This is a genomic window from Streptacidiphilus albus JL83 (assembly GCF_000744705.1).
Taxonomy (GTDB): domain Bacteria; phylum Actinomycetota; class Actinomycetes; order Streptomycetales; family Streptomycetaceae; genus Streptacidiphilus; species Streptacidiphilus albus.
Genome location: NZ_JQML01000001.1, coordinates 1 through 26,003 on the forward strand (window position 1 = coordinate 1; position 26,003 = coordinate 26,003).

Here is a 26,003-nt window from a genome sequence, read left to right on the forward strand (position 1 = left end):
GCGGACCCAGTCCGTGAAGATGCCAGGGTCCTGGGGGCAGAGGTGCGCGCCGACGTCGGCCACCAGCCAGACCTTGCCGCGGCTGGGCCGGTGACGGCCAGCAGCCAGTACATGGGGCCGTCCTCGGCACCCAGGACGGCAGAGCCGTGGTTGCAGACCGCATGGACGATGGGGCCAGGGCCCGGTAGCCGCGATTGCCGTCCTCCCACATCCAGCTGTGGTCCAGGGGGAACCCGGCCGCGGGTTCACGGGGCTGGTCCTGGTCGGGCCAGCCGGGCGGGAGCCGGCCCGGCGGCAGGAGGCCGCCGTCCTCGGGCGGCCCGAGGCAGGAGCCGTTGGCGGTCTCTGCGATGAACGTCCGGCAGGGCTCGGGCAGGACGACGCCGTGCCGGCCCCTCCCAGACCCGCAACGCGTCCCAACCCGGTGGGCGGCTCCCGCCACTCCACGGCGAAAGCGTCCCGCAACGCTCCGATGTCCTGGGTGTCGGCACGAGACCCGTCGGCTCCATCCATGACGTCACAAGCACCGGGTCCCTACGACAGTGCTTCACCCGGGCCAGCGGCCGGACCTCTCGGTGAGGCATCCGGCCGCAGGCCAAGCCCCACCTGAGTGGGGAGCTCCACAGAGCAGGTGCGGGATCGCCCCGAGTAGGGGGTGGTCGATTCCAAGAAGCGCCATCACCCCCTCCCCACCCCCCTGACGGCACCCCGCACGGCCCCGGTGTCCGTTGTCATCCAACCGAGGCGTTGACAATGAATCCAGTCGCTTCGGGTGCCAGGGGCCGGCTCTCGGTTCCTGGTTCCCACCTCGTACCATCCCGACCATGCAGAACGTCAGGATCGGCATGGATCGCGGCACCCTCAAGCGATTCGGCACGGACATCATCAGGTACATCCTCATCGGCGTCGGCATGGGTGCGGCCGAGTTCATCCGCGGCTACGTCGAGGGCGCACCGGACGCCGTCTCCAGGCGGCTGGCCGTGTTCTTGGCGATCGGTTCGTTCCTCTTCTTTCTGCTGTTCGCCCTGTTCGTGAGCTATGGATGGACCACGCTGACCCCTGCCGCAGTGAGGACGGTTGGCCTGGGACGCCTCAGAGTCGTTCCCTGGAGCGACATCGTCGCGGTCGAGCCGCGCACCAACGGGCGGCGCGGCAAGGCATCGCGTGTGTTCATCGCAGTGCGCACCGTCGACGCGAAGTTCTTCACGCTGCCGGGCACCATGGCGGTGTCCGCGGACCGCACGGAGTTCGTGGACAGGCTCGCCGCCGTCACCAGGTATTGGCAGCACATACGACCCGCGTTCGGTCCTCTGCCAACGAACCCAGTCACCCCAGGTCAGGACGTCAGCATCGACTAACTTCACTGGCCAAGGACACCCGGCACCCGACCCCCAAACACGACCCGGACCGCCCCCCGACCCACCCGAGCCCGCGACCGACCCAGAGGCCGGTCCGCACCAGAACCAGACCAGGGACCGGACCGAGCCGGGACAGGCCCGGAACAGGACCGGAACCAGGCCGGGCCGGGGCCAGACCGGGACAGACCCGAGCCGGGACAGGCCAGGAACAGGACCGGAGACGGGACGGGGCCGGAGACGGGACAGGTCCGGAGCCGGGCCGGGCCGGAGCCGGGGACAGGTCCGGAGCCGGGCCGGGGCCGGGGCCGGGCCGGAGCCGGGGACAGGTCCGGAGCCGGGCCGGGGCCGGGGGCCGGGCCGGGGCCGGGGGCCGGGCCGGGCCGGGGGCCGGGCCGGGGACAGACCGGGACAGACCCGAGCCGGGACAGGCCAGGAACAGGACCGGAGACGGGACGGGCCGGAGACGGGACAGGTCCGGGGCCGGGGGCCGGGCCGGGGCCGGGGCCGGGCCGGGGACAGGTCCGGAGCCAGGCCGGAGCCGGGGGCCGGGCCGGGGGCGGACGGGGGGTGCGGACGGCGGTCCGGGCGCGTGTGAAGCGGGCCGTTACCGCGCGCCGCCCAGCACGGTGAACAGGTCGGGGTCCACCCGGGTCCGGGCCAGGACCGCGGGGACGGCGATACCCGGCAGCAGCAGGCGCCACATCCGCACGGCGCGTTCGGGCAGGTCGCTCCGGCGGGTGGCGGCCTCGGCGAACAACTGGATCCCGGTGCAGGCCCCGACGACGAACTGGGCGACCTCCTCGGGCCGCACCCCGGCCTGCAACTCCCCCTTGCGGACGGCCTCGTCCAGGACCCCGGTCATGATCTGGGCCCAGTCCAGGTAGGAACTGGCATCGTGCTCCCCGAACGTCGAGCGCTCGACGACCAGGCGGACACCGGCACGCAGCACCGGGTCCACCTGCAACTGCTTGGACCACACCATGGTGATGTCCACCAGACGCTGCAGGCCCTCGGACTCCAGGTGCGGGACGATCGTCTCCGGCTGGGCGTTGATGACAGCCTCCGCGAGAGCCTCCTTGTTCTTGAAATGGAAGTACATCGCCCCCGGCGTCACACCCGCCCTCGCCAGGATCTTGCTGACACTCGCACCGTCGTAGCCGTACTCGTCAAAGACCTCCGCCGCGGCCCGCAACAACAGGGCACGGGTCTGGATCGCCCGCTCCTGCTTCGGCTCTCCCACCACGACAACCCCTCCAAAAAGTTAAGAACGCTCGCTATCTTATCCGGCCCTTTGGGCGGGATGCCAGCCCTTGGTCTGTTTCTCCACACACACCCCGGAACCCCCCACACACACCCCACAGCCCCGGACACGCCCCCGAAGTTCACCGGACACGGCCCAGGACTCGCCCGGCACGCCGGACACACCCCGAAAGCCCCCAGGCACACCCCGGAACCCGCCGAACACGCCCCAGAGCCCCCGGACACGCCCCGAAAGTTCCCCGGGTACCCAGGACTCGCCGGACACGCCGGACACACCCCAGAGCCCCGGGCACACCCCAGGACACGCCGGACACGCCGGGCACGCCCCAGATTTCCCTGACCACGCCCCAGGACTCGCCCGGCACACCGGACACGCCCCAGGGCCCCCCAGGGCTCCCCGGACGACGGCACCCCGGACGGCCGGGCCGTACGGCGCCCCGGGATCCCGCACCCGCAGCTCCGCCCCCGACCGCCCGACCGGCGACCGGTGGCTGGTGACCGGCGGCTCGTGGCCGCCCGACCGGCGACCGGTGGCTGGTGACCGGCGGCTCGTGGCCGCCCGACCGGCGACCGGTGGCTGGTGACCGGCGGCTGGCGGCCGCCCGACCGGCGACCGGTGGCTGGTGACCGGCGGCTGGCGGCCGCCCGACCGGCGACCGGTGGCTGGCGGCTGGCGGTGTAAGAACAGAATTAACTTCCCGCTGCGTTATCGAACCGTTACGGGATTGCTGTGACATAAAACCGAACACTCGTTATGTTGTGGTGCCTGGGCGGCCAGCGCCGCCTGTTGCCCGGACGAGGGGGATTGATGTCCACAGCACTCCTGGAACACAGCGCACCGGCCTCGACACAGCCGGCCGCCACCATCGCCGAACTGGTCCACAAGACCCGCACCGCCGACGTCCTGCTGACCCGATGGCGCACCACCGGCCCCGACACCCACCACGTCACGGCGGAACTGCCCCCCACCCACGGCTTCTACCGGCCCCGGCACGGACTCCACGACCCGCTGCTGCTCGCCGAAGCCGTCCGCCAGTCGATCCCGCTCCTCACCCACGCCGCCTACGGCGCACCGCCCGGCGACCGCCAGGCCTGGCGCGACCTCGGCCTGCGGCTCGACCCGACCGCACTGGCCGCACTGGCCGCCGGCACCGGACCCACCACCCTCGACCTGCACATCACCTGCACCGAGGTGGTCATGCGCGCCCGGCGACCGGCCGCCGCCAGGATGCAGGTCCAGATCACCGCACAAGGACGCCACCTCGCCACAGCCACCACCACATTCACCAACCACTCCCCCACCGTCTACAACCGACTGCGCGGACACCACGCCGACCCGCACCACACCCCCACACCCCCCGGCCCCCCGCTACCACCCGCCCACGTCGCACGCACCCACACCCGCGACGTCGTCCTGTCACCCACCCCCACCCCCACCACCCACCTCCTGCGCACCGACCCCACCCACCCCGGACTCTTCGACCACCCCCTCGACCACGCCCCCGGCATGCTCCTGCTCGAAGCCGCCCGCCAAGCCGCCCACACCACAACCACCCACCCCCGCACCACCCTCACAGCCCTCCACTGCACCTTCCACCACTACGCCGAACTCGACACCCCCTGCACCATCCACACCCACCCACACCCCACCCCCAACACCACACACACCCACTGCACCATCACAGCCACCCAGAACAACCAACCCGTCATCACCGCCACCGTCCAACTCCAACCCCCACCCCACCACTAACAAAAACACCCCCACCCTGTTTTCGACCGGGTCGGCGAGAGCCACCCCGACATGTTGATCATGAGCCACTCTTGGCCCGTCCGAGTGTCATTGGGATGACCGCTAGTCCATGATCGGCAGCGGTTTTGGGCTCCACCCCGATCGGGTGACTTCCAAGGGGTCTGTGACGCAGATGGGAAGGTGCTGGTGTCGAGGGTCTGGGGCCATCGTCCGGCCCCTGGCCACCGGTCTGCCCCATCTGGGGGATCGGCACCATGCCCTCGAACGGGCCCGGCCGCCCTCGTCTTGGGCACGGTCCGCGGGGCGGCCCCGGCCATGGGGGGTGTGGCCGGGGCCGAGCGGGTCCCGGCCGCACTGTCCGAGTGTTCTTTCCTGGTTCAGAAGGTGACGGCCATCGCTCCGCAGGAGAAGCCGACGCCGTAGGACACGAGGAGGGCCCGGCTTCCCGGCTTCAGGGTGCCCTCCTGGCGGGCGATGGCGAGGGTGGTCAGGACGTTGGCCGGGCCCAGGTTGCCGATGTCGGCGCACGGGTTGGGCACGATGTCCATGCTGATCCCGCATGCCTTCATGACGAGTTGCAGGGTGCGGGTGTTCGGCTGGTGGGCGATGACCAGGTCGAGATCAGCCGTGGTCCAGCCGGCCCGGGCGAGGGCCGAGTCGACGACCCCGGGGACGTGCCGGCGGGCGGCCTGGACGATCTCGACGCCTTCCATCGTGTAGAAGCCGGTGCGCACTTCGAAGCCCTCTTCGGCCCTGCGGCGTTCGTGGACGGGCAGGGTGCCCAGCTGCCAGTCGGCCGTGTGGGTCTCCCACTGGCTCCCGCGCACGTCGAGCCGCGTTCCGTAGTTCTCGTCGCGGGCAAGGACGACGGCTGCGGCTCCGGCCCCGAAGATGCCGGCCAGGCTGAGATCCTGGTGGTTCGTCAGGCTGACGGCATCCTGGCCGCCCACCACGATCGCCCGCTCGCAGCGGCCCGTCTCCAGCATGGTGACCGCTGTCTCCAGCGCGGGGATCACCTCCGCGCACGAGCCGTCCACACTCATGGTCTTCGCGCACCCGATCCCCGCCCGCTGGGCCAGCAGGACCGCCTGCGAGGGGGCCACGTACGCGGGGATGCTGACCTGCGCGAAGATCAGCAGGGTCTCGCCGCCGATGGCCTGCGGGGCCACGCCCGCCTCGGCACACGCCTTGCCGATCGCCTCGGCCGCCAGGGTCATCAGGCTCTCCCCCTCGGCATAGACCCGGCGCTGCTGGGTGCCGGTCCGCCGGACGAACCAGTCCGGCTCCAGACCGTGCGACAGGGCCAGATCGGTACTGCTGACCGTCTCCGACCCGAGCGCGTAACCCGCGCCTGCGATCCCGACCGCCATGAGGGCCTCTCCTCTTTGACCGGGGCGGCCGCATCCGCGTACCGCCCGCAACACTAAGACCCTGCGTAACGGACCGGCAACTTCCCGACGATCAGGCATATGCCACTGCAAGGCTCTGGCCATGAATCGCACCCTCAGTCTCACCGCCACCGCAGCCGCCGCCTTACTCACCCTCACCGGCTGCTCCAGTGGTGCCAAGACAAGCACCGACGCGGTACCGACCGCGGCCGCCGGCTCCAGCAGCACGGCCGCCCCGTCGTCGGCCCCCGTGGGCAACCTCGACGCCAGCCAGGACATGGCCATCCTTGCCCGCGACGTCCGCACCGCGCACGAAGACCTCGTCCTCACCGACGCCACCGACCCCAATCACCTCATGGGCCGGCCCAACGAGTACACCTCCGACGTGCGTTTCACGGACTCGCGCGTATCCGCATCAGACACCGCTGACCAGGGCCTGTCGAAGGGCGACGTCCAGTTCGGCGGCAGCATCGAGGTGTTCCCGACCGCCGCCGATGCGGCCACCCGCGCCAAGTACATCCAGGCCGTCACCCAGGCGCTCCCCTCGGCCACTGAATACGACTTCGTCAGTGGCAACGTCCTGATCCGTGTCAGCCACTACCTGACGCCGGCGCAGGCCGCCGACTACCAGCAGGCCGTGAAGTCACTAGGCTGAACGACCGGGCCCCTGCCGCGCAGCCCGGGTGCGTTTCGTTTCCTCCTTGCGGCGCGCCCGGTACGGACAGCGATGCTCCATAGCGCACGCTGGAGGCCGACCGATTTCGAAGACAGTCTTCTATGCTGCTAGTGCTGCGCTAAATGTAGGCCTGCTCTCGAATTCATAGGGCGACAGGTAGCCAAGTTCCCGCCGAATCCTGCTTCTATTGTAGTAGGACTCGACATATTCAAATATGGCGGTTTTGACCTGCTTGATTGTTGCCCATACATGCAGGTGAATGAGTTCCTTCTTGAGGGTTGCGTTGAAGGACTCGGCCGCAGCGTTGTCGAAGCAGATCCCCGTCTTTCTTACCGAAGGGATGACCCCGTTGTCAAGGCAGTGGTCGCGAAATCTACTGCCGGTGTACTGGCTGCCACGATCCGTGTGCATCACGGCTTCTCCCTGGCCTGGCCGGCGGTTGCGGATGGCCATATCGAGCACCTGGACCACCATGTCTTCACGCATATTGTCAGCGATGGACCAGCCGATGAGCTTGCGCGAGTATCCGTCGATCACCGTGGCCATATAGGCCCAGCCCTCTGCGGTATGAATATATGTGATGTCCCCGTACCATATTTGGTCTTTCTTTTCCGGGACGAAGTTGCGCTCGACGAGATCCACCAGGCCCCGTCGGTTCGCGGGGTCCTGGAGGGTGGTGGCCCTGTAGGGCCTGGGGTGGACGCAGGCCAGTCCAGCAGCCCTGGCCAGGCGTCGGACGCGCTTGGGCGACACGCGCTCGCCCTGGCGGGCCAGCTGGGCGTGTATCCGATCGATTCCGTACCTTCCCTTATTCGTTTTGTCGATGGCGATGATGAGTCGCGTGAGCTCGACATCGCGCCGCGCGTGCCGGGACTCCTCCCTGTCGATCCACGCATAGAAGCCGGCTCGAGATACATGCAGCATCTGGCACATGAAGTTGATGGGATACCTGAAGCGGCGCGGCTTGCCAGCCTGCTCGTCTCTGACTTGCAGGATAAAGGCGAACTTTATTGATTCTGGCTCGCAAACCACGCCGCTGCTTTTTTTAGAAAATCCCGCCCCATTCGGAGCTTTCGGTTTTCCTCTTCGAGTTCCTTCATATGGACGCGTTCATCGATAGTAAGCGGCTTGTCTTTGATGCTTCCGCTCCTCTTTGCGGCATTTACCCAGCTCCCGAGGGTTCCCTCGTTCAGGCCGAGGTCCCGGGCGATCTCAGCCACGGGCCGGCCGGAGCTCACTACAAGCTCTACGGCCTCTGCCTTGTATTCCGGAGCGTCCTTCTTCCGCTTTGAAACCATCGTGCACTTCCCACTTGACACTGCGATGAACTACTTCCAGTGTCCACGAAAGTGGTCGGGGTCCACCATCCAGCATGACCGATCAACGACACACCCGATCACCAGTCACATGATCTGCTGCTGTAGTACTGGTCAGTACCAGGACCTCTGCAGCGATGCTCTCACGCCGCTCGAACAGCAAGTTGGGCTGAAGCTCGAGAGCTCGGTATGATGAGCCGCTTCGAGTGCTGGACCCCTGCTTTCGGTTTTCAGACGGAGTGGTCTGTGGGTATCGAGTCAAGTGATCAAGAGTCCACCGGATCCGGGGAAAGCAGCGAAGCCTCTCCCGTTTCGCCGTCCAACTCGGCAGGCGAATCTCCGGAGCACACGCCAGCACTCAGCAGAAGCACTCGATGGATCGAAAATCAGGCGATTCAGCATGCTCCGCGCTTCATTCGGAATAGAATCTTCGGCAGGCAGTTCAATAGGGCCCACCTAAAGAACCTTCAAGCCTCCGATGCACGCAAGAACAAAAAGACACGAATTCCAGACGGGGAGTCTGTCGGCCTGGATACCATATGGATCTGCGAGACATATGGACCAGACTCCTCCGACAAGCTGAACAAGTTTGTCCGTAGGATGGAGAAATCCGACAGCGAATCTTCTTCACCTCCTGGGTACTCCGACTGGCTCCTGGAAAGCCGCAGCACGGGGGTGACTGGCTTCTTGCAGCTTCCCCGAGTAGTACGCAGGAGCGGTCAGTTCATTGAAGAAGCTCCCCATGTGACGATGACCTTGCCTCCAGGCATAGAATACATCGATCTACACTTGCATTCGATCACTTCGAGCATTACTGCAATAGTTGCGTGCTTCGTCCTAGAATCGGATGAATCCAAAATCATTAGCACGGCGGTCAATGAAGACCAAGAGAGCAAGTTGATAATTCGCAAGAACCACCGCAAACGCTCATCCTCGCCAGCGGACGTAATAAAGCTCAAGATCGGCGCGCAGAGCACTTGGCGCGAACAGAAGCGGCTCGATTGCTCCTCCTGGATGAACGAAAATTTGCCTGGATGGTTCTCTCGGGATGCTGATGTGGTACTTCCATCCGTGGAATTGATCACCACTCAAAAGTGCCTGGCCTGGGATAAGGAAGAAGTACGAAACCCGTCAGACTACGAGTACACCGAGATCCTTGGACTTGGTGGCGGTCGAATCTTCTGGAAATCCCAAGGGAGTAACGAGATCCGCCTTCGGGAAACCTCCGAGCGGGTGATTACTGCCGCAGCTAGAATCCCCGACCTCACCATGCAATACACGGACTCGAGTCAGTATATTTCCGCCTTCACTGATTCAATATCAGAGTTGCTTACCCGATGGTCCCTGCTCATCATGGTACGTATCACTGGCGAGCAACTCACGGTCTTGAGGGATCGATCGGAAAGAGCTGTCCGCAAGGGCACCGGTCGCTCCTTCACCAGCCTGCGCAAATCCCTCCTGCAGGCAGGAGTCGACACGCAGATTGTGATCGGCGACATCTCCGCCATGGCAAATGACTCGAAGGATTGGGCGACTATTGGATTCTCTCCAGTCGTCCCCCCACGCCTGGCCACATACGGAGCGATTCATGCATTGCCGGAGGGATGGCGCCAAGAGGCGCTATTGCGCTCCCAGGAAGCCCTGCAATTCGAATCACGCCTTCGTGAGCTTATTTCGACGAGTGCAGAACTTACAGCTACGGCGACAAACATCCGGATCCAGAAAGTCGTTATCTGGTTGACGACTGCTTCCGTCATTGCCGCGGCCATCGCAGCCTGGGCTTCTGTTGCTGCTTTGCATAAGCATTAGGCATCACGGCGTGGGCTCCCGAGTTTCGATGGTGCGTCCGGCGATCTGGTCAAGCGTGGGAATTACGAGAAAGACGGGAAATCCTTGCGCTCTTGCCGGGTATCGAGCCGACCGATCTTCTCTTCGGCCGCAGACAGGCTGACCTGCAGGAGTTCGATTTCACCGAACCAGCCCTCTCGTTCAGCTTCGGCGATGCGGTCATGGAGGTTCTCTCGGATCTCGACCAGACGCGGTCGCTCGGTCGGGCTGACGATCAGGACCGGGCAGCGGATGCACGCTTATCCGAACTACCCGCAGCGGAGACTTGGGCAGGGGAGGCCAACGCTGGTTGCTGAAAGTAGTGGACGAAAGCGGGGAGAACCAGGCGTTCGGGCGTGTCGCGCCGGTCAGCCTTCGCCCAGCATCCAGCCGTAGAAGCCGCCCGCATCGGGGAATGTCACGTCCGGGGCGAGGTCGATCAGCCAGACGGCTGCCATGTCCAGCTCACCATAGGAGCCGAATTCCTCCCCTTGAGCCACGATCAGCGCTCTGACCCCGACCCGCCAGCCCGCGAAGTTCCACGGCCGGGAGCCGAGGGACCAGCTCACCGTGGTCTCGGCCGCGCCGAGTTCGGTGGCAACCGCAGAGCAAGCCGCCGACCAGGCGTGATCGAAGGCTGTGGGATCACCTTCCAGGCTGACCCAGCCGTCCATCTCGAACTCGTCGCCGAGCGGGCCGGCGTCGTCGCTCGGATCGAAGAAGCAGAACGGCAGGTGGAAGCGCGACTGGCCGGTGCCGATCCGGTCGGGATCGCCTGCCACCAGCTGATGGCCGCTGGCGGTGTCGTAACCGTTCCACGTCGACTCCTCCCAGCCCTGTCCGGCGAGGAAGCCATCGACACTGGGGTGGTCCCAGCTCCCCCGTGCAAGCTCGGCGAGTTGCTGGACAAGGGAACCGGACAGCGGCTTGAGCCGGACGATCACGTGAGACCTCGGAGCCTAGGGGACGTTCGTTTGGGCAATCGTCTCTCTCCGCCCATCGACACCGATCGGCGGGGTGGCCCAGTCCCCTTGCGCAGGTGGCCTGAGCGTCAGGCAGCGAGCCGTGGGCCGATCCACCGCCCCAGCTCACTCGCTACTGGGCCTTGGCGTTCCCGGATTCGGTTGCAAGCGTGCCCATCTCGCGCAGGCGCTCGTAGTACTCGATCGCACCGCCCTCATCGCTGATCGACGGCACGACCTTCTCAAGGACAGCGAGGCACTGGAGCAAGATGCTACGGCGCCGCTCACCAAGGGGCCCGGACAGGGACGAGGAAACACAGCCGGCGATGTTCGCGTCCAGCATCACCAGGTCTTCGCCCTCGATGTCCCGGCCACGAAGGTGCGGCGGGAACGTCGCGTGCTTGTGCTCGTCCCACAGCCGTGAGAGCAGGTCCAGTTCCGGTTCGCTCATTTGCGCGATCATGCCGCACACGCCTTGAGAGGACCTCTCATTTTGTGCGCCGGAGATCCGGAACTCATCGGCGCTCAGTCCTCCGAATCGGCGCTGCTTCGTCCGCCATCCCGGCGGAAGTCGGGCATGCCGAGGTGGACGGTGGAGGGCTGGGCTGCACGCTCGCGCATGACCTCCAGCTTCTGTACGGCGGCGGCCATGGTGGTCTCGATCGCGGCGACCTCGCCGAGCCAGCCCTGGTCCTTGGCCTCTTGGAGGCGGTCGATGAGGTTGGCGTGGATCTCCTGGAGGCGTGGCATCTGGGTCGGGTCCACGAGCAGTAGGGGACATCTGACACAGGCTTCTCTGAACTTATTGCCGAGCCTTGCTCGTGGTCACGATGTCGACGGCGACCCGAAGCGGTGTCTCCGCATTCCCAAGTAGCGCCCGGGTGATAGCGATCGCCTGGATGACGCTCATGCCGCGCTCGGCCAGGAACGTCTGGACAGCCTCCATTCCAGCGCTCTCAAGGACTGGTCGGGACTGCTCGACCAGCGCGGTCCAGCGTGCGGCCTCCTCAGGGCTTAGCCCGATGAAGTGGTCAAACACGACTTCTTCCTCCTCGTGATGAGCCGATGGGTTGTGCTCACGTCTCGTCAGCGCCCAGTGCTGCACTCAGGACCTTCACGGCGTCAGCGTATTGAAGACGGTCGAACTGAAACGGGCCGAACCCCGAATAATCACGTGTCTTGCGGTGGGGTTGTTCGAAGGAGTCCCAGGTCACGTGGTCAGGGGTCACTGTGATGCTGGCCATCAGCGGCCAGCATCCCCACTCGCCGCATTCACAGCCGAGCACGGGCGTCTTCGGCCCCATCGCGCCGGTGGATCGTCCGTGGAAATGGTCGTCCATCGGGCCGAACCGGAAGAACTGCGGGATAAGGCCTCCGTAGGCGTCGCCGGCTGGTTGCATCCCGGCGTCCGTCTCGAACTGGTCGATCAAGTCGGTGAGAGGGGTGCCGTCGATGCACGGGACGACTTCGAGCACGCCACGATCAGTGTGGCGACGGCAGACGAAGATGATCCCCTGGTTGGTCATCTTCTGATTCTGGCAGCTCATGCCGTCCCCGTTCCTCCTGATTACTGGGCAGTCATGGCCGCGGTGGCGAGGCCGGGGAGACCGATTGTGGAGTGGGGATACCGAGGTCGACCACGGTCCGATGGTCACGGCGTTGGTCGATCTGAACCAGCTTGCCCTCCGCACCGGCGAGGCTGACGTGCAGCCCTTCGACCTCGCCGTGCCATCCTTCGCGTTCGGCCTCGGCGATGCGGGCGATGAGGTTGTCGCGGATGTCAGCCAGCCGGGCCCGCTGGGCCGGATCAGGTCGGAGGAGCGAGCATCTGACACAAGCATGCTCGTGAATGCAGTCAGTGCCATAGGCCCGTCCACAGTCCCCGAGCGCGAGCTTGCGCCGCTCGAAGTGGCTGAGGAATTCCTGCCACTCCCCTCGCACGCCCGGGCGGCCTCGAGCGCGAGGATCAGGGCGTCCTGACGTGCTAGCCACGTGAACCAGGTCAGCGGGCCTCCTCCCTTCAGCGGGGCCACCGCCGGCCCCTGCGCCGCAACGGCAGCACCACCCCGCCGGGCCCGTCGTCGCCCGCCTGGTCGACCGGACCGTCCAGAGGCTCTGGTGGTGGGGGCGGGGCCGGCCTCGGCCGCGCATGACGGGCCGGGTCCGGCCGGGCAGGCACAGCGCCCACTCCACGCAGCCGCACGTGCAGGTCCGCGGCGGGGCCTGCCCGTCCGCCCGCCGGTGCCGCCCGGCCTCGGGCTCAATGACGCTCCAGATCATGGCCTGCCCAACGACCGGCGGGGCCGCGCCGCACGGCCAGGACTGGGCTGCGGCCGCCGCCCCGGCATCGCCCGGCGAAAGCGGCTGGATCCGCGTCGGATCGACGCGATAGGTCTGGGGTGTCTCCTCCTTGGTGCCAGCCCAGACATAAAGTGGAATGATTCCTACCACCTCGGCGATTGTGCAACGCTTGTGCAGAGCTTTGGAGTATCCCTGAAAGGAAAGACGTCTTTGAGGGGGCTCGCGATGGATCGGAAGATCGGCGGCGGTGCCGGCAAGGGTTTCTGGATCGGGGGCTTGATCGGAGGCCTGTTCGGGCTCTTGGCCCTCCATACTTTCGATGCCGTGGTCACCTGCGGCGTTCTCGCGGCGGTCATCGGCTGGTGCTTGGCGGTTGAAGAGAGACGGCAGGAAGAGAAGCGGCAGGAGAGGAGCAGGCCGACAACGAAGGCATCCAGTTCGGTTTATTCATCGGCATCCCAGATTCCCGCCTCCCCGACGCTTTCGTCCAGCGCTGACGGAGAGGACCGGCGTGCGGTGAAGCGCGCTGCGGTCCGCGCCGCGCGTGCGGCCCACACGGCGAGCAACTCGGACACGCAGTCATCCGCCTGGCCGGAGGTCTCCTACGAAGTTGAGGTCGGGGCCCCCGCAGTCGGCGGCTCCGGCATCCACGCGGGCGCCATGTACGCGGCACCCGGTTTCCACTCCAGTGCGTCCCATCACGGCAGCGACGGCTCCTGCAATTGCCACCACCAAGACAGTTCGTCCAGTCACCACAGCAGCCAGTATCACGACAGCTCAGTCAGCGATCACAGCAGCCACCATGACACTTCCTCACCCAGCCATTCCCTCCCTTCCGACCCCGGCGGAGGGTTCAGCGACCCGGGCAGCTTCTTCTGAATTCCCGTCAAACCGCCCCCGTGTGAATCGGCTCCTGCCCCTTCAGATCTGGCGACGCCGGACCCGAGCAGTCAGTTCGCCGTCGTAGACGTTCTGACGGATTTCGGGGTCATCGAGCAACCTGCCGATCTTCTCCACGGACAACATTCCCGCGCGTCTTGCCGCCCGTGTCAGTCCGTCAGGTCCAGGGCGAGACGCAGCGCCTGGCCGAGCCGGGCCATCTCCTCCGGGGTGACGATGCCGAGGTACTTCCCGTTGGTGATCCGCTCGCGTCGGTAGCTCAGCACGTCCACGGCGACGGCCATGCCCTCGACAGGGTGGGTGATCGGGGCGGTGAGCAGGGTGTCGGGCGCGGTGCCGGTGGTGTCGACCAGGACGCAGACGGCGCCGTGCTGGTAGAGCTGGAGGGCACCGTCGGCCGAGACGACCAGGAGGCAGCGGGGCCTGCCGGAGGGGGAGGTGACTTCCCAGATCTGGCCTCGGCGCAGGGGGACGCTCAACGCTCGTCCTTCTCGGCCATGTCGTAGACGTCGTCCAGGTTGTCGCCGGTGGCGGCTCGCCAGGCTTCCAGTGCGGCGGCGGCGTCGCGGATGGCCTGGTTCTTGAGCGCGTTGGCCGTGTAGGCGGACAGGTTGCCGCCCGATGCCGCGCGAGCGGCGGCGAGGACGTCCGGCGGGAGCGACACGGTGACCTTCTCTGTGGTAGCCATACCGATCACAGTACCTCGGTATGACTGCTAGTTGTACCGATGGTGTGAACTTGCTCAATCGCCGCGCCCGCGCCCAGCAGCAGCGCGGACTGGTCATCGGTGTGCACGGCGCTGGGAAGCGTTAGCCAGCAGTGGGAGGCCCCGGCGCGAACGGCGGCCAGGCCAGGCAGACACGGAACCCCTGGTCGGCCTAGGGGCCCCGGCGCCACCCAGATTCCCGGTTCCCGCTCCGTGCGCGGGGCGACCTGGAGGTAGTGCCCGTCGAAGCTCAGGATCGCCGGCACCGGCAGCCGCTGTGCGAGCGCGATATCGACCGCGTCCGCCAGCCCCAGCCGCATTCCCTATCGGCGCTGCACTTGCTCGGCCTCGCCGTAGACCTGTCATCAGCCGCGGCATGTTCAGGGCCTGGACTGCGGCGTCGTTCAGCTGGTCGCGTTGGTTGAAGGCGCCGAGCTGCACGCTGGTGTCGGCGACCGCGGTGCGCGGTGCCTCCCCGGTCACCGGTCCAGGCCCTGTCCCAGCAGGTCTTCGCTGCGCTGGGCCAGGTCGCCCTTACCGTCGAAATCAGCGGTAGGGCCCGGCGACCGCAGGTCGCCGGGCCCTAGTGATCTCTAAGGAGCGCATTCGAAGATCCATTAGCGATGCCTGGGTCCGTGGCCCCTCGCCCTGTCGGTGCGGCTGCACTGATCGCGGCCCAATGCCCTGGGGGTAGGCCGGTTGACTCCGGATACGGTCCTGAGACCGTGATGCCGACGTTCGCCGAGGACCTCCGCCTGCCCGCCTACGAGGCGCTGGCCCGCATCGCGTCCGACGAGTTCGGCATCATGGACAGCTGGGTAGCGGCCTCCGACGGTGCGCGCTGGATGGCCATGATCAACGCCCTGCGCTTGGCCCTCAATCCACCACCGCCGCCGATCGACGTGCCGCTGCTCTGAGACGCAGTCGCCTGCCGGGCCCGATCTCCTTGCCCCGCTCCGCCGATCCAGACCGCCGCCGCCCGGACCACCTCAGCCGGATCAGCGGTCCGCCCGCAGGCCAGGCGCTGACCGTTGCCCTGGAGGCACACCCAGAAGGCCCGACGCTGCTCGTCGGCCTGATGCACCCTCACCCGCCGGCCGAGCCCTGCGGCGACGTACACGGGTATGCCGCCCTGTGGTTCGTCCAGCTCAGGCAGGACGACCCCGAGGCCCTCCGCCACACGCCCCAACATCTCCCCGAGCACCCCGCCGCCCCAGTCGCTCTCGCCGGACCCCACCCCGAAGCTCATCCCGCCACTATGCCGTCAGAGCACATCGACGGTCCTCTCAGTGGAGTGGGAGCGTCCTCTTGGACACTCCCGGGAGGGGTTAGTCCTTCTGGAAGTTCCACTCCTGGTTGGGCTGGCCGTTGCACTGGTAGGTGCCGATCGGGGTTCCGTCGGCGGTGTTGTTTCCCGCGACGTCGAGGCAGGTGCCGTTTCCGGCGTTGACGATCTGCACCCCGTGGGCGCCCTGCCGGCTGTACCACTCCTGCGATGAGGAGCCGTTGCAGGGCTGCTGGGTGGCGGAGTAGAAGTCGGTGGAATTGGGGGCCTGGTGGTAGTCCGAGGTGAGGCAGAAATTTTGGTTGACTCGCAGATACGGGTTGACGATCATGTAGTTGGGAAACAACGCGTGCGCCGCATCGAGCTGAAACTCCTGGTTGGCCCCGTGGTGGTTGTGGTAAAGGATCGTGGGGGTTCCGGCGGTGTGGCTGTTGTTGGTGATGTCAACCACCTTGCCGCTGGGGACGCTGCTGATCGTGTACTTCTGCGGGTGCTGCGAGGACGCCGTCGCCATGGCGGGCGCGGCCAGACCGGCCGAGAGGAAGGCGGCGGTCACCACGGGGACGATCGCCCGGGCTCCACGGCGTCCCGCGGTCTGTCCCGAACGGCGGATGAGCTCCCGGCCGAGAACCTTGTACGAGGTCTCCATGATGGTTTCACTCCTTCTGAGCGGTGTGACGAAGAGGTGGATCCGACGCGCCCTGGCGCGCATGACCACATTGCCCCGCCTTTGCCCGCGCGCCATCGGCCGAAGCGCCGGGGTGATACCGGTCAAATGACGTAGGTAGCTGGCTGGACGGCGGTCACTGACCTGAGCCCAAGAACTTGCACATGCATACAGTTCCACAGGAGGCGATATACGCGCCGGTAACTTATGGCGCGGAGATGGGCCTCGCGCACAGAGTCTCCGGCAGGCCCGTCGCCCTCGCGATGTAGTAAGGCACCTGCGTGCACACGGATGAGTCCAGCCGCAACGGCACGTCAGCAGCTGCGGTGCCGTCAGCGAGGTGGCGCCCACGGGGCGTCGTGCACCGCCTGGCCGGGCTGTTCGGGATGGAGCAGCTCCCGGACGCAGTGCCGCAGTCCCCTCTCGCCGGACCTGCCAGCTGCGGCCATCCAGGGCAGGGCGTCCATGGCGTGGGCGCGCTCGCCGGTGGCGAGGCCGTCGACGGCGGCGCGCAGGCTGTCGGGGGCGGGTTCGCCGGTGAGACAGAGCCAGCCGGTCGCGGCGGCCAGTCGGACCTCGGGGGCCTGTGCCCGGTCCCGCCACAGCTCTCGTATCCACTCGGTGGTCGGTGGGTGCGGGTGGCCTCGGCGGTGGCGAGGACCAGCGCGGCACGGACGATCGGGTCCTGCTCGGTACCGAGCAGGGTACGGAAGGCGGCACGGACCATGTGGTCGGGGTCGGCGGCGGTCGCCAGCGCGTAGGTGGCACTGATGCGCGTAGCGGGGTCGGGATCGCCGAGCAGGGGCTGCAGGAGGGCGATGTCGGCCGTGATCGCGGCCCGGGCCGCGGCGACCGACCAGCCTGCCGGGTAGCCGGTCACCTCGACGCCGTAACCGTCGTAGAGGCTGTCCCGGGTGCCGGCGCGGTGGAGCAGCAGCTCGTCGCGGGAGGCGACGCCGAAATGGAGGGCGCGGGCAGGGCAGGAGACCTCGGCGAGCGCGGCGGCACGGTGGGGGTGGCGGATGTCGGCAGCTATCCGAATCAGGAACGGCACCGCGAGCACGGCCGCGGCCCGCATGTCGTTGGCGCACATGCCGCCCACAACGCCCTTGCCGGTGCGATCGGGCGAGTCGCCGGCGTGCAGCAGGCGAACGGCCTCCCCGACACGATCCCCCGTGGGAAGTGCTCCCAGGGGACCTCGTCGAGGAGGAATCCGTCCTTGGCCTCGGGCCGGACAGCTGCCGCCACCGCTCGCACGTCGAACGGGCCACCCACGAACGAGGACAGTCCCGCCCCGTCCACCAACGCCCGACACATCGCGAACGTCGGTTCGGTCCGCCACTCCCCCACACCACACCATCCCTCCGCCGAAGCGACTGGACGGCGAACGCCACCGAGCAGGCCGCTTCAAACGCGTCCCGGTGCATCCGCAGGGCCCCGTCCCCCGCCTCGTTGATGTACTCGCTGCCGTGCACCGCGAGCCAGGCCCCGTCCACGAACTCCACCCGGCCGAACACATCCTCCTCACGGCACAACAGCGCCACCGAGATGTCTGCGGTCCACCCCGCCAGCTCCCAGCCGGGCACCAGGCCCACTGCCTCGATCGGCCGACGCACGTCCACCGGCGCGAGCTCCGCCGGGTCGCGGCCCTCCCTCCCGAAGGAACGGCAGCAACCCGGGGTCGCGGTGCCGCAGCGCTCGGGCCAAGTCCACCAGCCCTCCCCCCGCAGCCACCGGGACACCCCCGCCCAGTTCGTCGCGGACCAGACGGCCCTGCTCGACCAGTCGCGCAGCCAGCAGGGGCATCACCGTCCGCAGCTGTCTCAGCGCCCGGTCGGGTTCCCCACCGTGGTCCAGGTCCTCAAGGAACAGCCCGACCTGCTGCACCACCAGGTCGGCGCACTCCAGCAGTGCCCCGCGGGACGTCGTCGGCTGCCCACTGCCGTCTCCGGCACGCTCGCCCCGACCGGCCTCCTCACGCGGCGGCTCCGGGTCGTCACGCTCGTCGGCATCAGCGCCGGCTCGCGTGGCGAGCAGCATCCGTCCCGCGTCGACTGCGGTAGACCGTCGCGCGCGGTAGGCCTTCGACTGGCACGCCCGGTCGCAGTAGCGCCGCGGCCGCTCCCGCCCGCCCGCCCGCTGGCACCGGCTTCCCGCAGTGTTCGCACTCCCCGGCCGCAGACCCGGCCCCCACCCCGCCCAACAGATCATCCATGCCGAGCGAATAACCGCGCGCGCCGTAAAGATCACCTGTGCGACGAAACACGCAACCGCAGGCAGACACGGTGCACGGTGCGCTTATCAACGCACACAGCCCCGGAACACAGTGCCCGGCGGGGAACTCCGGACCTGCCCCTGGCCACGCTCAAGCCGCTGGAGGCGATGTGCCTAGTGCCCGTGGCTACGAGTAGTCCGGTGGACCGGGCTACAAGGGACGGCAGTGGACTGCTGCCCTCACCGACGCCGGCCACGTCGCCCTGGACCAGGGCGACACCGAATCACCTCCCCCTGGGCGTGCGGCCGCCGCCGAGCAGTGGTCCCCGGCGCCGCAACGCCGGGGGCCATATGCCGGCCCCAAGGCCGGTGTTCCGCCACTCGCTCCTAACCGACCCTACGCCTTCTCGGTGAGCAGCATGGGGGCGTCGGCGGGGCCTTTGATGTAGGGTCCGCGCCAGATGATGCGGTGTTCGTTTTTGCTGGGGTACCACCTGTCGGTGGCCGTGGCAAAGTCCAGGTGTGCGGCCAGTTGAGTCCCGGCTGATGGCCACCAGAAATCCAGGTGGATGGCCGTCCGGCCTGCGGCGTTCCTGATCGCTCCCTTATCTGAAGGAGACCCCTCCGTCCGGTTTGCTGGTGTTTGCGAGCATCAGCAACCGGCCGGAGATCCTGTGACGAAGTCTGACAGAGAGATCATGGAAATCTTTGAGGCGTACGACCTGACCGAGACGGTCTGGTCGGCGGCCACCCTGACAGGGCACGACCCGAAGACGGTCAAGCGGTATGTCGAGGCCCGCGCCAGCGGGCGCAACCCGTATGAGCGCGAGCCGCGGCCGAAGATGATCGACGCGTTCCTGGAGAAGATCGAGGAGTGGGTCGAGCAGTCCAAGGCGACGATCCGCTCCGACGTGGTCCACGACAAGCTCGTGACGATGGGCTATCCGGGCAGTGCCCGCTCGACCCGGCGGGCGGTGAACGCGGCGAAGACCGTCACCGTCGAGCACATCGCCGGGATCCCGGTCCGCCACCCGCAGATGGTCGCCGCGGGCCGGCACTACGGCTGCCAAGTCGTGTCCTGCGTTCCCTACGAGGACGAGGACGCCGACAGCACCGCCAAGGAAACCCCGACCGCATGCACCAGAGCTGCCACATCGCCCCCCGAAGGTCAGCAACCGCCCACGGCGCCGAGCGGTCTGTCCGCGGAATCACCCGCATCACCCTGGAAGGCCGGACCCCGTGAGGCCCGTTGACCGAACCAAACCTGCCCGGAGCACTCAGTCGATACAGAACTCGTTGCCCTCGATGTCCAGCATCGGGATGCACGACTCGTTTTCCTCATCGGCATACAGTGTTTGCACGTGGGTCGCACCGAGCGCCACCAGTCGTGCGCACTCGGCTTCAAGCGCGGCGAGGCGCTCGTCCCCCACGAGCCCGGTGCCGGCCCGTGTCGGCGTCGGGTGAATCCTGACCGCTATTCGGCGGTACAAATCTGACCCACCTGATGGTCGTCCGGTCATCCTGATCTTGGTGTTCAAGGTCAGGAGGAGAGGGTGATATCCGTGGAGGACTGGGCTGAGATCCGTCGGCTCCATCGGGCCGAGGAGATGCCGATCCGGGCGATCGCGCGTCATCTGGGCATCTCGAAGAACACGGTCAAGCGGGCGATCGCGACCGATCGGGCACCGGTCTACGAGCGGGCGGCGAAGGGCTCGGCGGTGGACGCCTTCGAGCCTGCGATCCGCGAGCTCCTGAAGGCGACGCCGTCGATGCCGGCCACGGTGATCGCCGAGCGCATCGGCTGGGAGCGCGGGATAACGGTCCTCAAGGAGCGGGTCCGTGAGCTGCGCCCCGCCTACCTGCCCGCGGATCCCACCGGGCGGACCCAGTACCTGCCTGGCGAGCTGGCGCAGTGCGACCTGTGGTTCCCGCCGGTCCACATCCCGGTCGGCTACGGCCAGGTCGCCTGCCCGCCGGTGCTGGTCATGGTCTCGGGCTACTCGCGGATGATCACCGCGCGAATGATCCCGACCCGGCAGACCGGCGACCTGATCGCTGGCCATTGGCGGCTGCTGTCCGACTGGGGCACGGTCCCCAAGATGCTGGTCTGGGACAACGAGTCCGGCATCGGCCAAGGCAAGCTGACCACCGAGTTCGCCGCGTTCGCGGGCCTGCTCGCCGTCAAAGTGCATCTTTGCCGCCCTCGTGATCCAGAAGCGAAAGGGCTGGTCGAGCGGGCCAACGGCTATCTGGAGACCAGCTTCGTGCCCGGCCGCACCTTCACCGGCCCCGACGACTTCAACACCCAGCTCGGCGACTGGCTGCAGGGCGCGAACCGGCGCCTGCACCGCAGCATCCAGGCCCGCCCCGTGGACCGCTGGGAAGCCGACCGCGCCGCCATGCTGGCCCTGCCTCCGGTCGGCCCCCCGCAGTGGTACCTCTTCCACACCCGCATCGGCCGCGACCACTACCTGCGCATCGACCTCAACGACTACTCCGTGCACCCGCGCGCCATCGGCCGCCGCGTCCAGGTCACCTGCGACGCCGACCTGATCCGCGTCGTCACCGACGGCGGCGACCTGGTGGCCGAGCACCCGCGCTGCTGGGCCCGCCACCAGACCCTCACCGACCCCGACCACAAGAGTGCCGCCGACCAGATGCGCGGCGACTTCATCGACTCTGCTGCGCAATTCGCTGCATGAGCATGATGGTTGAGGGGATGATCGCTTCTGCGGCCACTGTCCTGTCGTGGGGTCGCAGGGGGTGGTGCGATGTCGTTGCAGGTTAGGGGCTTGCCGGAGATTCCGGCGGATACGGTCCGGGTGGCACGGTCGGCGTTTCCGCAGGGGTCGCTGGCGATGAGCGTGCGGGACAGGCTTGGTGAGGTCTTCGCGGACGAGCCGTTCGCGGGTGCGTTCGGGGTCCGGGGTGCCCCGGGGCTGTCGCCGGCCTTGTTGTCGCTGGTCACGGTGTTGCAGTTCGCCGAGGACCTGACGGATCGGCAGGCGGCGGCGATGGCGGTTCGCGCGATCGACTGGAAGTACGCGATGGGGATGGAGCTGGGCGCGACCGGCTTCGATGACAGTGTGCTGGCCCGGTTCCGGGCGCGGCTGGTCGAGCACGGGATGGAGCGTGTGGTCTTCGACCGGCTGCTGGACTGGTGCCGCGGGCAGGGCCTGGTCGGGGCCGGGGGCAAGCAGCGCACGGACTCCACGCACGTGATCAGCGCGGTGCGTGACCTGAACCGCCTCGAGCTGGCTGGGGAATCGGTGCGCGCGGCGCTGGAAGCGCTGGCGGTGGTCGCTCCGGCCTGGCTGGCCCAGGCAGTGAACGTGCCCGAGCTCGCGCTGCGCTACGGCGAGCGGGTGAACGGTTGGAAGATACCTTCCTCCCAGGTCAAGCGGGAACGGCTGGCCACGGTGTTCGGGCAGGACGCCGTCGCCCTGCTGCGGGCGGTGTGGGCACCGACAGCCCCTCCGGTGCTGCGGACCCTGGAGCCCGTTGCGCTGCTGCGGCGGATCACGGTGCAAACGTACCTGGTTGCCACCGACACCCGGGGACGGGAGGTGATCCGCAAGCGGGAGGCCGACAGTGACGGCGTCCCGCCCGGCCATACGCGCCTCGCCTCTCCGTACGACCCGGACGCGCGCTGGGCGGCGAAAGGCGAGGACCTGTTCTGGTGCGGATACAAGATCCATCTGACAGAGAGCTGCGATGCTCCTCCCGAAGCCGAAGCCGAAGCCGAAGCCGAAGCCGAAGCCGAAGCCGAAGCCGAAGCCGAAGCCGAAGCCGAAGCCGAAGCCGAAGCCGAAGCCGAAGCCGAAGCCGAAGCCGAAGCCGAAGCCGAAGCCGAAGCCGAAGCCGAAGCCGAAGCCGAAGCCGGTGGTGAGCCGTCGCCCGGGCGTCTGCCGGTGCGGCTGATCACGGATGTGTACACCACCGACGCGACCGTGCCGGACGTGAACGCCACCGCGCCGGTCCAGGAGAACCTGGCGACGCGGGGCCTGGCACCGGGCGAGCACTACCTTGACGCCGGATACCCTTCCGCCGCGCTGGTCCGGGCCGCCTCCGAGCAGGGCATCACCATGGTCACCCCGCTCCGGCCCGACACCTCGCCCCAGGCCAGGGCCGACACCGGCTACGCCAAGGACGCCTTCCGCATCGACTGGAAGGCCCGCCAGGTCCGCTGCCCCGAAGGCAGGACAAGCAGCGGCTGGTACCCGGTCCGGCAGCACGGCCACGACGCGATCGTCGTCGACTTCGCCCGCAGCGACTGCCGGCCCTGCCCCGCACGCGAGCAGTGCACCGCCTCGCGACGCGGCACCCGCATGCTCACGCTCCAGCCCCGCGAGCTCCACCAGGCACTGACCGCCGCCCGCACCGAGCAGAAGACCGATACCTGGCAAGCCAAGTACGCCCTGCGCGCCGGGATCGAGGGCACCATCAACCAGGCCCTGGACGTCACCGGAATCCGCCGGGCCCGTTACCGCGGCCTGCCCAAGGTCCGTCTCCAGCACGCCTTCTCCGCCGCCGCACTCAACGTCATCCGCCTCGACGCCCACTGGAGCACCGAAGGAACCCCACCTGCACTGTCACGCGCCAGCAGACTCACCCACCTCAGCTACCGACTCACCGCATAACCGAATAGCGCAGCAGAGTCTTCATCCACGCCAAAGCCGCCGCGGCCGCACGCTCGCGCACCGCCACCGCCCTGGCCCCCGACAACCTGGGCATCGAAGTCGAGGAACGACAACTCGACACCTACGACAGGATCTTCACCCTCATCCAGGGCGGCGCCGGCCAGGAGGAGAACCGATGACCAGCACCATCGAAACCGATCAGGACGCCACCGAACCTGCCTCCACCAAGGCCGCCAGCGGGCGTCGCACTGCCAAGCAGACCGCCTCCGACCTGGCGTTCTACGCCCGCGCGATGAAGGCCCCAGTGCTACTGGACGCCGCCGAACGCCTGGCCGAGCGGGCCCGGGCCGAAACGTGGACCCACGCCGAGTACCTGGTCGCCGTCCTGCAGCGCGAGGTCGCCGCCCGCGAGTCCCACGGCGGCGAGGGCCGCATCCGCGCCGCCCGCTTCCCCGCGGTCAAGACCTTGGAGGAGCTCGACGTCACCCATCTGCGCGGCCTGACGCGCCAACAGCTCGCCCACCTGGGAACATTGGACTTCATCACGGGCAAGGAGAACGCCATCTTCCTGGGCCCGCCCGGGACCGGGAAGACACACCTGGCCACCGGCCTCGCGGTCCGCGCCTGCCAGGCCGGACACCGCACCGCGTTCGCCACCGCCGCCCAGTGGGTCGACCGCCTCAAGGAAGCGCACGCCGCCGGACGGCTGCAGGACGAACTCGTCAAACTCGGCCGCTACCCGCTCATCGTGATCGACGAAGTCGGCTACATCCCCTTCGAGGCCGACGCCGCGAATCTCTTCTTCCAACTCATCTCCAACCGCTACGAACGCGCCAGTGTGATCGTCACCAGCAACAAGCCCTTCGGCCGCTGGGGCGAGGTCTTCGGCGACGAGACCGTGGCCGCCGCCATGATCGACCGCCTCGTCCACCACGCCGAGGTCCACTCCCTCAAAGGCGACTCCTACCGCATGCGCGGCCACGACCTGGGCCGCGTCCCCACCGCCGTCAACGAAACCAGCTAATGAAGATCAACTGACGACCCGAGGGTCAGCGTTCAACCGGCGAAACTGGGTCAGAGTTCAGCCGCCGCCGACAGCCCGGACATCGAGATGCACCCGATTCTTGACGACCTTGCCTTCGGGGATGCGCTGGAAGTACAGGCGCGGGCCCACGCCTGAGGGATCGCTGCAGGCGAACCATGAATCCTGCCTCTCAGGAGGCAGGGTGCGGTTGAAATCGTCCCGGGTGGTGAACCCCTCCGGTGGCGGCGGCACGACGTACCCCAACACTTCGCACCAGAAACGAGCGAGGCGCTCAGGTTCTGCGCAGTCAAAGGTGACTTGGAACTTCCTGATCGCTGACATCGGCGCACCGTACCGCATACCAGGGAACCCCTGCCGCTCATTTCCCCAGGCGGATCCACCCACCACCCCTCGCATCCCGAGCCACCTCGGACACCTCAGCGAGGCGAGCGCGACGACGCCACCGTCCTCGTCCTCGTCCTGCCCGTGAGCCAAGAGGACCAGTGCCTCATGTGGCTCAGCCGGTCACATGGCCACTGGCCTGCAAGATCCTTCCCTGACCCCGGACAACCGGGGCCCACGGCCCCTCACCGTCCGGGCCCTCGCCCGCATCCTCCTCCCGGTACCCGAACTCCTCGCGCCGCCGGGCAAGACAGGCGTCCAGCTCCTGCCACAGCACCCCGGGCTCGCGTCAGCCCGGTCCCCTCGGACGGGTCCTCCTCGGACAATCCCTCCAGGTGCTGCAACAAGGCCCGGCCGATCCGGCCCGCCCACAGCCCCGGCCCCACGAACGGCCGGGCCTCGCGCTGCTCGACCAACTGCCGCCCGTGCGCTGGGGCGGATCACTGGTCTGCGGCGGCGCATGCTTCGGCTCCGGCGAGGTAGCGCTCCACCGGGCCGAGGGTGAGCATGCCACTGGCGGCGCCAGCGTGTTCGGCACGAGCGTCGCGCAGGGCAACTGCAGCGCGCGGCGGTCTCGGGTTCGCCGAGGCGCGCGGCGGCGTGGGCGGTGAGGCACCACAGGGCTTCCAGGAGGACGCCACCGGCTGGCGGCTGGACGCTCTCACCGAGCCGGGCGGGCAGCAGCTCGAAGGCGGGCCCACGCCGCAAGTCCGCCAGCTGGCCGACTCCGGCGCGGGCGAGGTCGGCCAAGGCGACACCGGCGCACCGCTCGTCGGCATGCCACCAACGGCCACGGCGTCGTCCCCCTCGCGACATGATCAGGCCCTCATCAGCAGGGCGAAGAACTACTCGAACGGCTCGTCACTCCAGCGGAACCATGCCTGGTCGCCCTCGATATGAAGCAGGAACTCGGCGACAGGCCCGCTCGGAGCGGCCAGAAGCAGGTTGTTGCAGACCTGATCGACGATCCTCTCCCACTCGTCCCAGGCCTCCTCTTCCATCAGCGCGAGCTCACGATCGAACAAAGGCCTCCACTCAGCGAACGCCAGGGTGGCCACGAAGCGGCCGGACAACCAGGGGAAGTCCCCCTTCTCGATCACGATCTCCCCGACCAACTCGTCCTGCCTCAGCAGCCGCCAGACCTCGCCCGCCTCCCACACACCCGTCGCCCATTCGCTCGTCCTGAACCGTTCCGGCGACAACCTGTCATGCGCCTACGACAACCGGATGCCAACCAGGAACAACACCGACATAGAGCCGAACACGAACGTCACGGCCTGCTTCTCCGACCCGGGCCTGACCCAGACTGCCGGCACCGCCACCTGGG

26 protein-coding genes and 3 pseudogenes are annotated in these 26,003 nt (G+C 67.7%); 12 read left to right on the forward strand and 17 right to left on the reverse strand.

The features are described 5' to 3' along the window. The first annotated feature begins 824 nt into the window (after nucleotides 1-824). The gene (locus BS75_RS00005; RefSeq protein WP_152646410.1) at nucleotides 825-1,358 is read left to right on the forward strand and encodes a hypothetical protein; all 534 of its coding nucleotides are present in this window, start codon (nucleotides 825-827) and stop codon (nucleotides 1,356-1,358) included. Nucleotides 1,359-1,962: 604 nt separating this feature from the next. On the opposite strand, the gene BS75_RS00010 is transcribed toward BS75_RS00005, so the two are convergent. Further along, complete coding sequence (locus tag BS75_RS00010; protein ID WP_408022507.1) at nucleotides 1,963-2,601, reverse strand: ScbR family autoregulator-binding transcription factor; 639 nt, start codon at nucleotides 2,599-2,601, stop codon at nucleotides 1,963-1,965. Between the two features lie 825 nt (nucleotides 2,602-3,426). On the opposite strand from BS75_RS00010, the gene BS75_RS00015 reads away from it, so the two are divergent. Next, nucleotides 3,427-4,368: a ScbA/BarX family gamma-butyrolactone biosynthesis protein gene (locus BS75_RS00015; protein WP_052069052.1), complete on the forward strand. Its 942-nt coding sequence runs from the start codon at nucleotides 3,427-3,429 to the stop codon at nucleotides 4,366-4,368. 377 nt (nucleotides 4,369-4,745) lie between these two features. Here BS75_RS00015 and BS75_RS00020 read toward each other — a convergent pair whose 3' ends face one another. Continuing rightward, complete coding sequence (locus tag BS75_RS00020) at nucleotides 4,746-5,738, reverse strand: 3-oxoacyl-ACP synthase III family protein (protein WP_034086693.1); 993 nt, start codon at nucleotides 5,736-5,738, stop codon at nucleotides 4,746-4,748. Between the two features lie 121 nt (nucleotides 5,739-5,859). Between BS75_RS00020 and BS75_RS00025 the strand changes: the two genes are divergently transcribed. Continuing rightward, nucleotides 5,860-6,411: a hypothetical protein gene (locus BS75_RS00025; RefSeq protein WP_034086694.1), complete on the forward strand. Its 552-nt coding sequence runs from the start codon at nucleotides 5,860-5,862 to the stop codon at nucleotides 6,409-6,411. 120 nt (nucleotides 6,412-6,531) lie between these two features. Here BS75_RS00025 and BS75_RS00030 read toward each other — a convergent pair whose 3' ends face one another. Together BS75_RS00030 and BS75_RS45750 are read right to left on the reverse strand one after the other, a co-directional pair. Continuing rightward, nucleotides 6,532-7,464, reverse strand: a complete 933-nt coding sequence (locus tag BS75_RS00030; protein WP_052069053.1) for an IS3 family transposase — start codon at nucleotides 7,462-7,464, stop codon at nucleotides 6,532-6,534. Beyond that, nucleotides 7,440-7,730, reverse strand: a complete 291-nt coding sequence (locus BS75_RS45750) for a transposase (protein ID WP_081982005.1) — start codon at nucleotides 7,728-7,730, stop codon at nucleotides 7,440-7,442. Before BS75_RS45750 ends, BS75_RS00030 begins: the two co-directional genes overlap by 25 nt. A 264-nt stretch (nucleotides 7,731-7,994) precedes the next feature. Between BS75_RS45750 and BS75_RS47595 the strand changes: the two genes are divergently transcribed. Beyond that, a complete protein-coding gene (locus BS75_RS47595) occupies nucleotides 7,995-9,557 on the forward strand; it encodes a hypothetical protein (protein ID WP_152646396.1) in 1,563 nt (520 codons plus the stop codon). A gap of 92 nt (nucleotides 9,558-9,649) precedes the next feature. Further along, entirely contained in the window at nucleotides 9,650-9,892 is a 243-nt protein-coding gene (locus BS75_RS00035; RefSeq protein ID WP_052069054.1) for a hypothetical protein, read from the forward strand. Nucleotides 9,893-9,943: 51 nt separating this feature from the next. Here BS75_RS00035 and BS75_RS00040 read toward each other — a convergent pair whose 3' ends face one another. The 5 genes from BS75_RS00040 to BS75_RS00060 form a co-directional block, all read right to left on the reverse strand. Next, nucleotides 9,944-10,519, reverse strand: coding sequence for a hypothetical protein (locus BS75_RS00040; RefSeq protein WP_034086696.1), 576 nt, complete (start codon nucleotides 10,517-10,519; stop codon nucleotides 9,944-9,946). A gap of 151 nt (nucleotides 10,520-10,670) precedes the next feature. After that, on the reverse strand, nucleotides 10,671-10,988 hold the full coding sequence (locus BS75_RS00045) for a hypothetical protein (protein ID WP_231607632.1): 318 nt from the start codon (nucleotides 10,986-10,988) through the stop codon (nucleotides 10,671-10,673). Nucleotides 10,989-11,062: 74 nt separating this feature from the next. Next, the gene (locus BS75_RS49010; RefSeq protein ID WP_169790816.1) at nucleotides 11,063-11,302 is read right to left on the reverse strand and encodes a hypothetical protein; all 240 of its coding nucleotides are present in this window, start codon (nucleotides 11,300-11,302) and stop codon (nucleotides 11,063-11,065) included. Between the two features lie 37 nt (nucleotides 11,303-11,339). Next, on the reverse strand, nucleotides 11,340-11,576 hold the full coding sequence (locus BS75_RS00055; RefSeq protein WP_034086699.1) for a hypothetical protein: 237 nt from the start codon (nucleotides 11,574-11,576) through the stop codon (nucleotides 11,340-11,342). Between the two features lie 37 nt (nucleotides 11,577-11,613). Continuing rightward, on the reverse strand, nucleotides 11,614-12,063 hold the full coding sequence (locus BS75_RS00060) for a hypothetical protein (protein WP_034092101.1): 450 nt from the start codon (nucleotides 12,061-12,063) through the stop codon (nucleotides 11,614-11,616). A gap of 133 nt (nucleotides 12,064-12,196) precedes the next feature. On the opposite strand from BS75_RS00060, the gene BS75_RS47600 reads away from it, so the two are divergent. Together BS75_RS47600 and BS75_RS00070 are read left to right on the forward strand one after the other, a co-directional pair. Further along, a complete protein-coding gene (locus tag BS75_RS47600; RefSeq protein WP_156164186.1) occupies nucleotides 12,197-12,517 on the forward strand; it encodes a hypothetical protein in 321 nt (106 codons plus the stop codon). Between the two features lie 546 nt (nucleotides 12,518-13,063). Continuing rightward, nucleotides 13,064-13,717 (forward strand): hypothetical protein, encoded by a 654-nt coding sequence (locus tag BS75_RS00070; protein WP_152646395.1) that lies wholly within the window; start codon nucleotides 13,064-13,066, stop codon nucleotides 13,715-13,717. Between the two features lie 170 nt (nucleotides 13,718-13,887). Here BS75_RS00070 and BS75_RS43800 read toward each other — a convergent pair whose 3' ends face one another. Continuing rightward, entirely contained in the window at nucleotides 13,888-14,217 is a 330-nt protein-coding gene (locus tag BS75_RS43800) for a hypothetical protein (protein ID WP_052069055.1), read from the reverse strand. After that, on the reverse strand, nucleotides 14,214-14,426 hold the full coding sequence (locus BS75_RS00080) for a type II toxin-antitoxin system CcdA family antitoxin (RefSeq protein WP_034092104.1): 213 nt from the start codon (nucleotides 14,424-14,426) through the stop codon (nucleotides 14,214-14,216). The genes BS75_RS43800 and BS75_RS00080 overlap by 4 nt, the downstream gene beginning before the upstream one ends. Nucleotides 14,427-15,172: 746 nt before the next feature. Here BS75_RS00080 and BS75_RS47605 point away from each other — a divergent pair. Next, complete coding sequence (locus BS75_RS47605) at nucleotides 15,173-15,361, forward strand: hypothetical protein (RefSeq protein ID WP_152646394.1); 189 nt, start codon at nucleotides 15,173-15,175, stop codon at nucleotides 15,359-15,361. 411 nt (nucleotides 15,362-15,772) lie between these two features. Here BS75_RS47605 and BS75_RS00095 read toward each other — a convergent pair whose 3' ends face one another. Together BS75_RS00095 and BS75_RS43805 are read right to left on the reverse strand one after the other, a co-directional pair. Then, on the reverse strand, nucleotides 15,773-16,378 hold the full coding sequence (locus BS75_RS00095) for an RICIN domain-containing protein (protein ID WP_034086703.1): 606 nt from the start codon (nucleotides 16,376-16,378) through the stop codon (nucleotides 15,773-15,775). Between the two features lie 223 nt (nucleotides 16,379-16,601). Next, nucleotides 16,602-17,489 (reverse strand): hypothetical protein, encoded by an 888-nt coding sequence (locus BS75_RS43805; protein ID WP_052069057.1) that lies wholly within the window; start codon nucleotides 17,487-17,489, stop codon nucleotides 16,602-16,604. 1,795 nt (nucleotides 17,490-19,284) lie between these two features. Here BS75_RS43805 and BS75_RS43810 point away from each other — a divergent pair. Further along, nucleotides 19,285-19,863: a hypothetical protein gene (locus BS75_RS43810; RefSeq protein WP_152646393.1), complete on the forward strand. Its 579-nt coding sequence runs from the start codon at nucleotides 19,285-19,287 to the stop codon at nucleotides 19,861-19,863. Nucleotides 19,864-19,887: 24 nt separating this feature from the next. On the opposite strand, the pseudogene BS75_RS00115 reads toward BS75_RS43810, so the two are convergent. Continuing rightward, nucleotides 19,888-20,064, reverse strand: a pseudogene (locus tag BS75_RS00115) (VOC family protein); the annotation flags it as partial. Between the two features lie 108 nt (nucleotides 20,065-20,172). On the opposite strand from BS75_RS00115, the gene istA reads away from it, so the two are divergent. The 3 genes from istA to istB all read left to right on the forward strand — a co-directional run bounded on the left by istA (nucleotide 20,173) and on the right by istB (nucleotide 24,274). Further along, a complete protein-coding gene (istA, locus tag BS75_RS00120) occupies nucleotides 20,173-21,312 on the forward strand; it encodes an IS21 family transposase (protein WP_408022508.1) in 1,140 nt (379 codons plus the stop codon). A 156-nt stretch (nucleotides 21,313-21,468) separates the two neighbouring features. After that, on the forward strand, nucleotides 21,469-23,250 hold the full coding sequence (locus BS75_RS00125) for a transposase (RefSeq protein WP_034092109.1): 1,782 nt from the start codon (nucleotides 21,469-21,471) through the stop codon (nucleotides 23,248-23,250). 175 nt (nucleotides 23,251-23,425) lie between these two features. Continuing rightward, the gene (gene istB, locus BS75_RS00130) at nucleotides 23,426-24,274 is read left to right on the forward strand and encodes an IS21-like element helper ATPase IstB (protein WP_034086704.1); all 849 of its coding nucleotides are present in this window, start codon (nucleotides 23,426-23,428) and stop codon (nucleotides 24,272-24,274) included. 60 nt (nucleotides 24,275-24,334) lie between these two features. Here istB and BS75_RS00135 read toward each other — a convergent pair. The 3 genes and pseudogenes from BS75_RS00135 to BS75_RS00140 form a co-directional block, all read right to left on the reverse strand. Next, nucleotides 24,335-24,616: pseudogene (locus tag BS75_RS00135) on the reverse strand (VOC family protein); the annotation flags it as partial. Nucleotides 24,617-25,116: 500 nt separating this feature from the next. Next, a pseudogene (locus tag BS75_RS49765) lies at nucleotides 25,117-25,306 on the reverse strand (hypothetical protein); the annotation flags it as partial. A 215-nt stretch (nucleotides 25,307-25,521) separates the two neighbouring features. Continuing rightward, nucleotides 25,522-25,878, reverse strand: coding sequence for a hypothetical protein (locus BS75_RS00140; RefSeq protein WP_331281388.1), 357 nt, complete (start codon nucleotides 25,876-25,878; stop codon nucleotides 25,522-25,524). Nucleotides 25,879-26,003: the final 125 nt, after the last annotated feature.

Excerpts from the sequence above, each read along its gene's own strand:
- BS75_RS00125 (WP_034092109.1), top strand. The coding sequence starts at position 21,469 with ATGAGCGTGCGGGACAGGCTTGGTGAGGTCTTCGCGGACGAGCCGTTC.
- BS75_RS00060 (WP_034092101.1), bottom strand. The coding sequence starts at position 12,063 with ATGACCAACCAGGGGATCATCTTCGTCTGCCGTCGCCACACTGATCGT.
- BS75_RS00025 (WP_034086694.1), top strand. The coding sequence starts at position 5,860 with ATGAATCGCACCCTCAGTCTCACCGCCACCGCAGCCGCCGCCTTACTC.
- BS75_RS43805 (WP_052069057.1), bottom strand. The coding sequence starts at position 17,489 with ATGTGCGCCAACGACATGCGGGCCGCGGCCGTGCTCGCGGTGCCGTTC.
- BS75_RS00070 (WP_152646395.1), top strand. The coding sequence starts at position 13,064 with ATGGATCGGAAGATCGGCGGCGGTGCCGGCAAGGGTTTCTGGATCGGG.
- istB (WP_034086704.1), top strand. The coding sequence starts at position 23,426 with ATGACCAGCACCATCGAAACCGATCAGGACGCCACCGAACCTGCCTCC.
- BS75_RS00080 (WP_034092104.1), bottom strand. The coding sequence starts at position 14,426 with ATGGCTACCACAGAGAAGGTCACCGTGTCGCTCCCGCCGGACGTCCTC.
- BS75_RS00005 (WP_152646410.1), top strand. The coding sequence starts at position 825 with ATGCAGAACGTCAGGATCGGCATGGATCGCGGCACCCTCAAGCGATTC.
- BS75_RS45750 (WP_081982005.1), bottom strand. The coding sequence starts at position 7,730 with ATGGTTTCAAAGCGGAAGAAGGACGCTCCGGAATACAAGGCAGAGGCC.
- BS75_RS00095 (WP_034086703.1), bottom strand. The coding sequence starts at position 16,378 with ATGGAGACCTCGTACAAGGTTCTCGGCCGGGAGCTCATCCGCCGTTCG.
- BS75_RS47605 (WP_152646394.1), top strand. The coding sequence starts at position 15,173 with ATGCCGACGTTCGCCGAGGACCTCCGCCTGCCCGCCTACGAGGCGCTG.
- BS75_RS00020 (WP_034086693.1), bottom strand. The coding sequence starts at position 5,738 with ATGGCGGTCGGGATCGCAGGCGCGGGTTACGCGCTCGGGTCGGAGACG.
- BS75_RS00045 (WP_231607632.1), bottom strand. The coding sequence starts at position 10,988 with ATGAGCGAACCGGAACTGGACCTGCTCTCACGGCTGTGGGACGAGCAC.
- BS75_RS00015 (WP_052069052.1), top strand. The coding sequence starts at position 3,427 with ATGTCCACAGCACTCCTGGAACACAGCGCACCGGCCTCGACACAGCCG.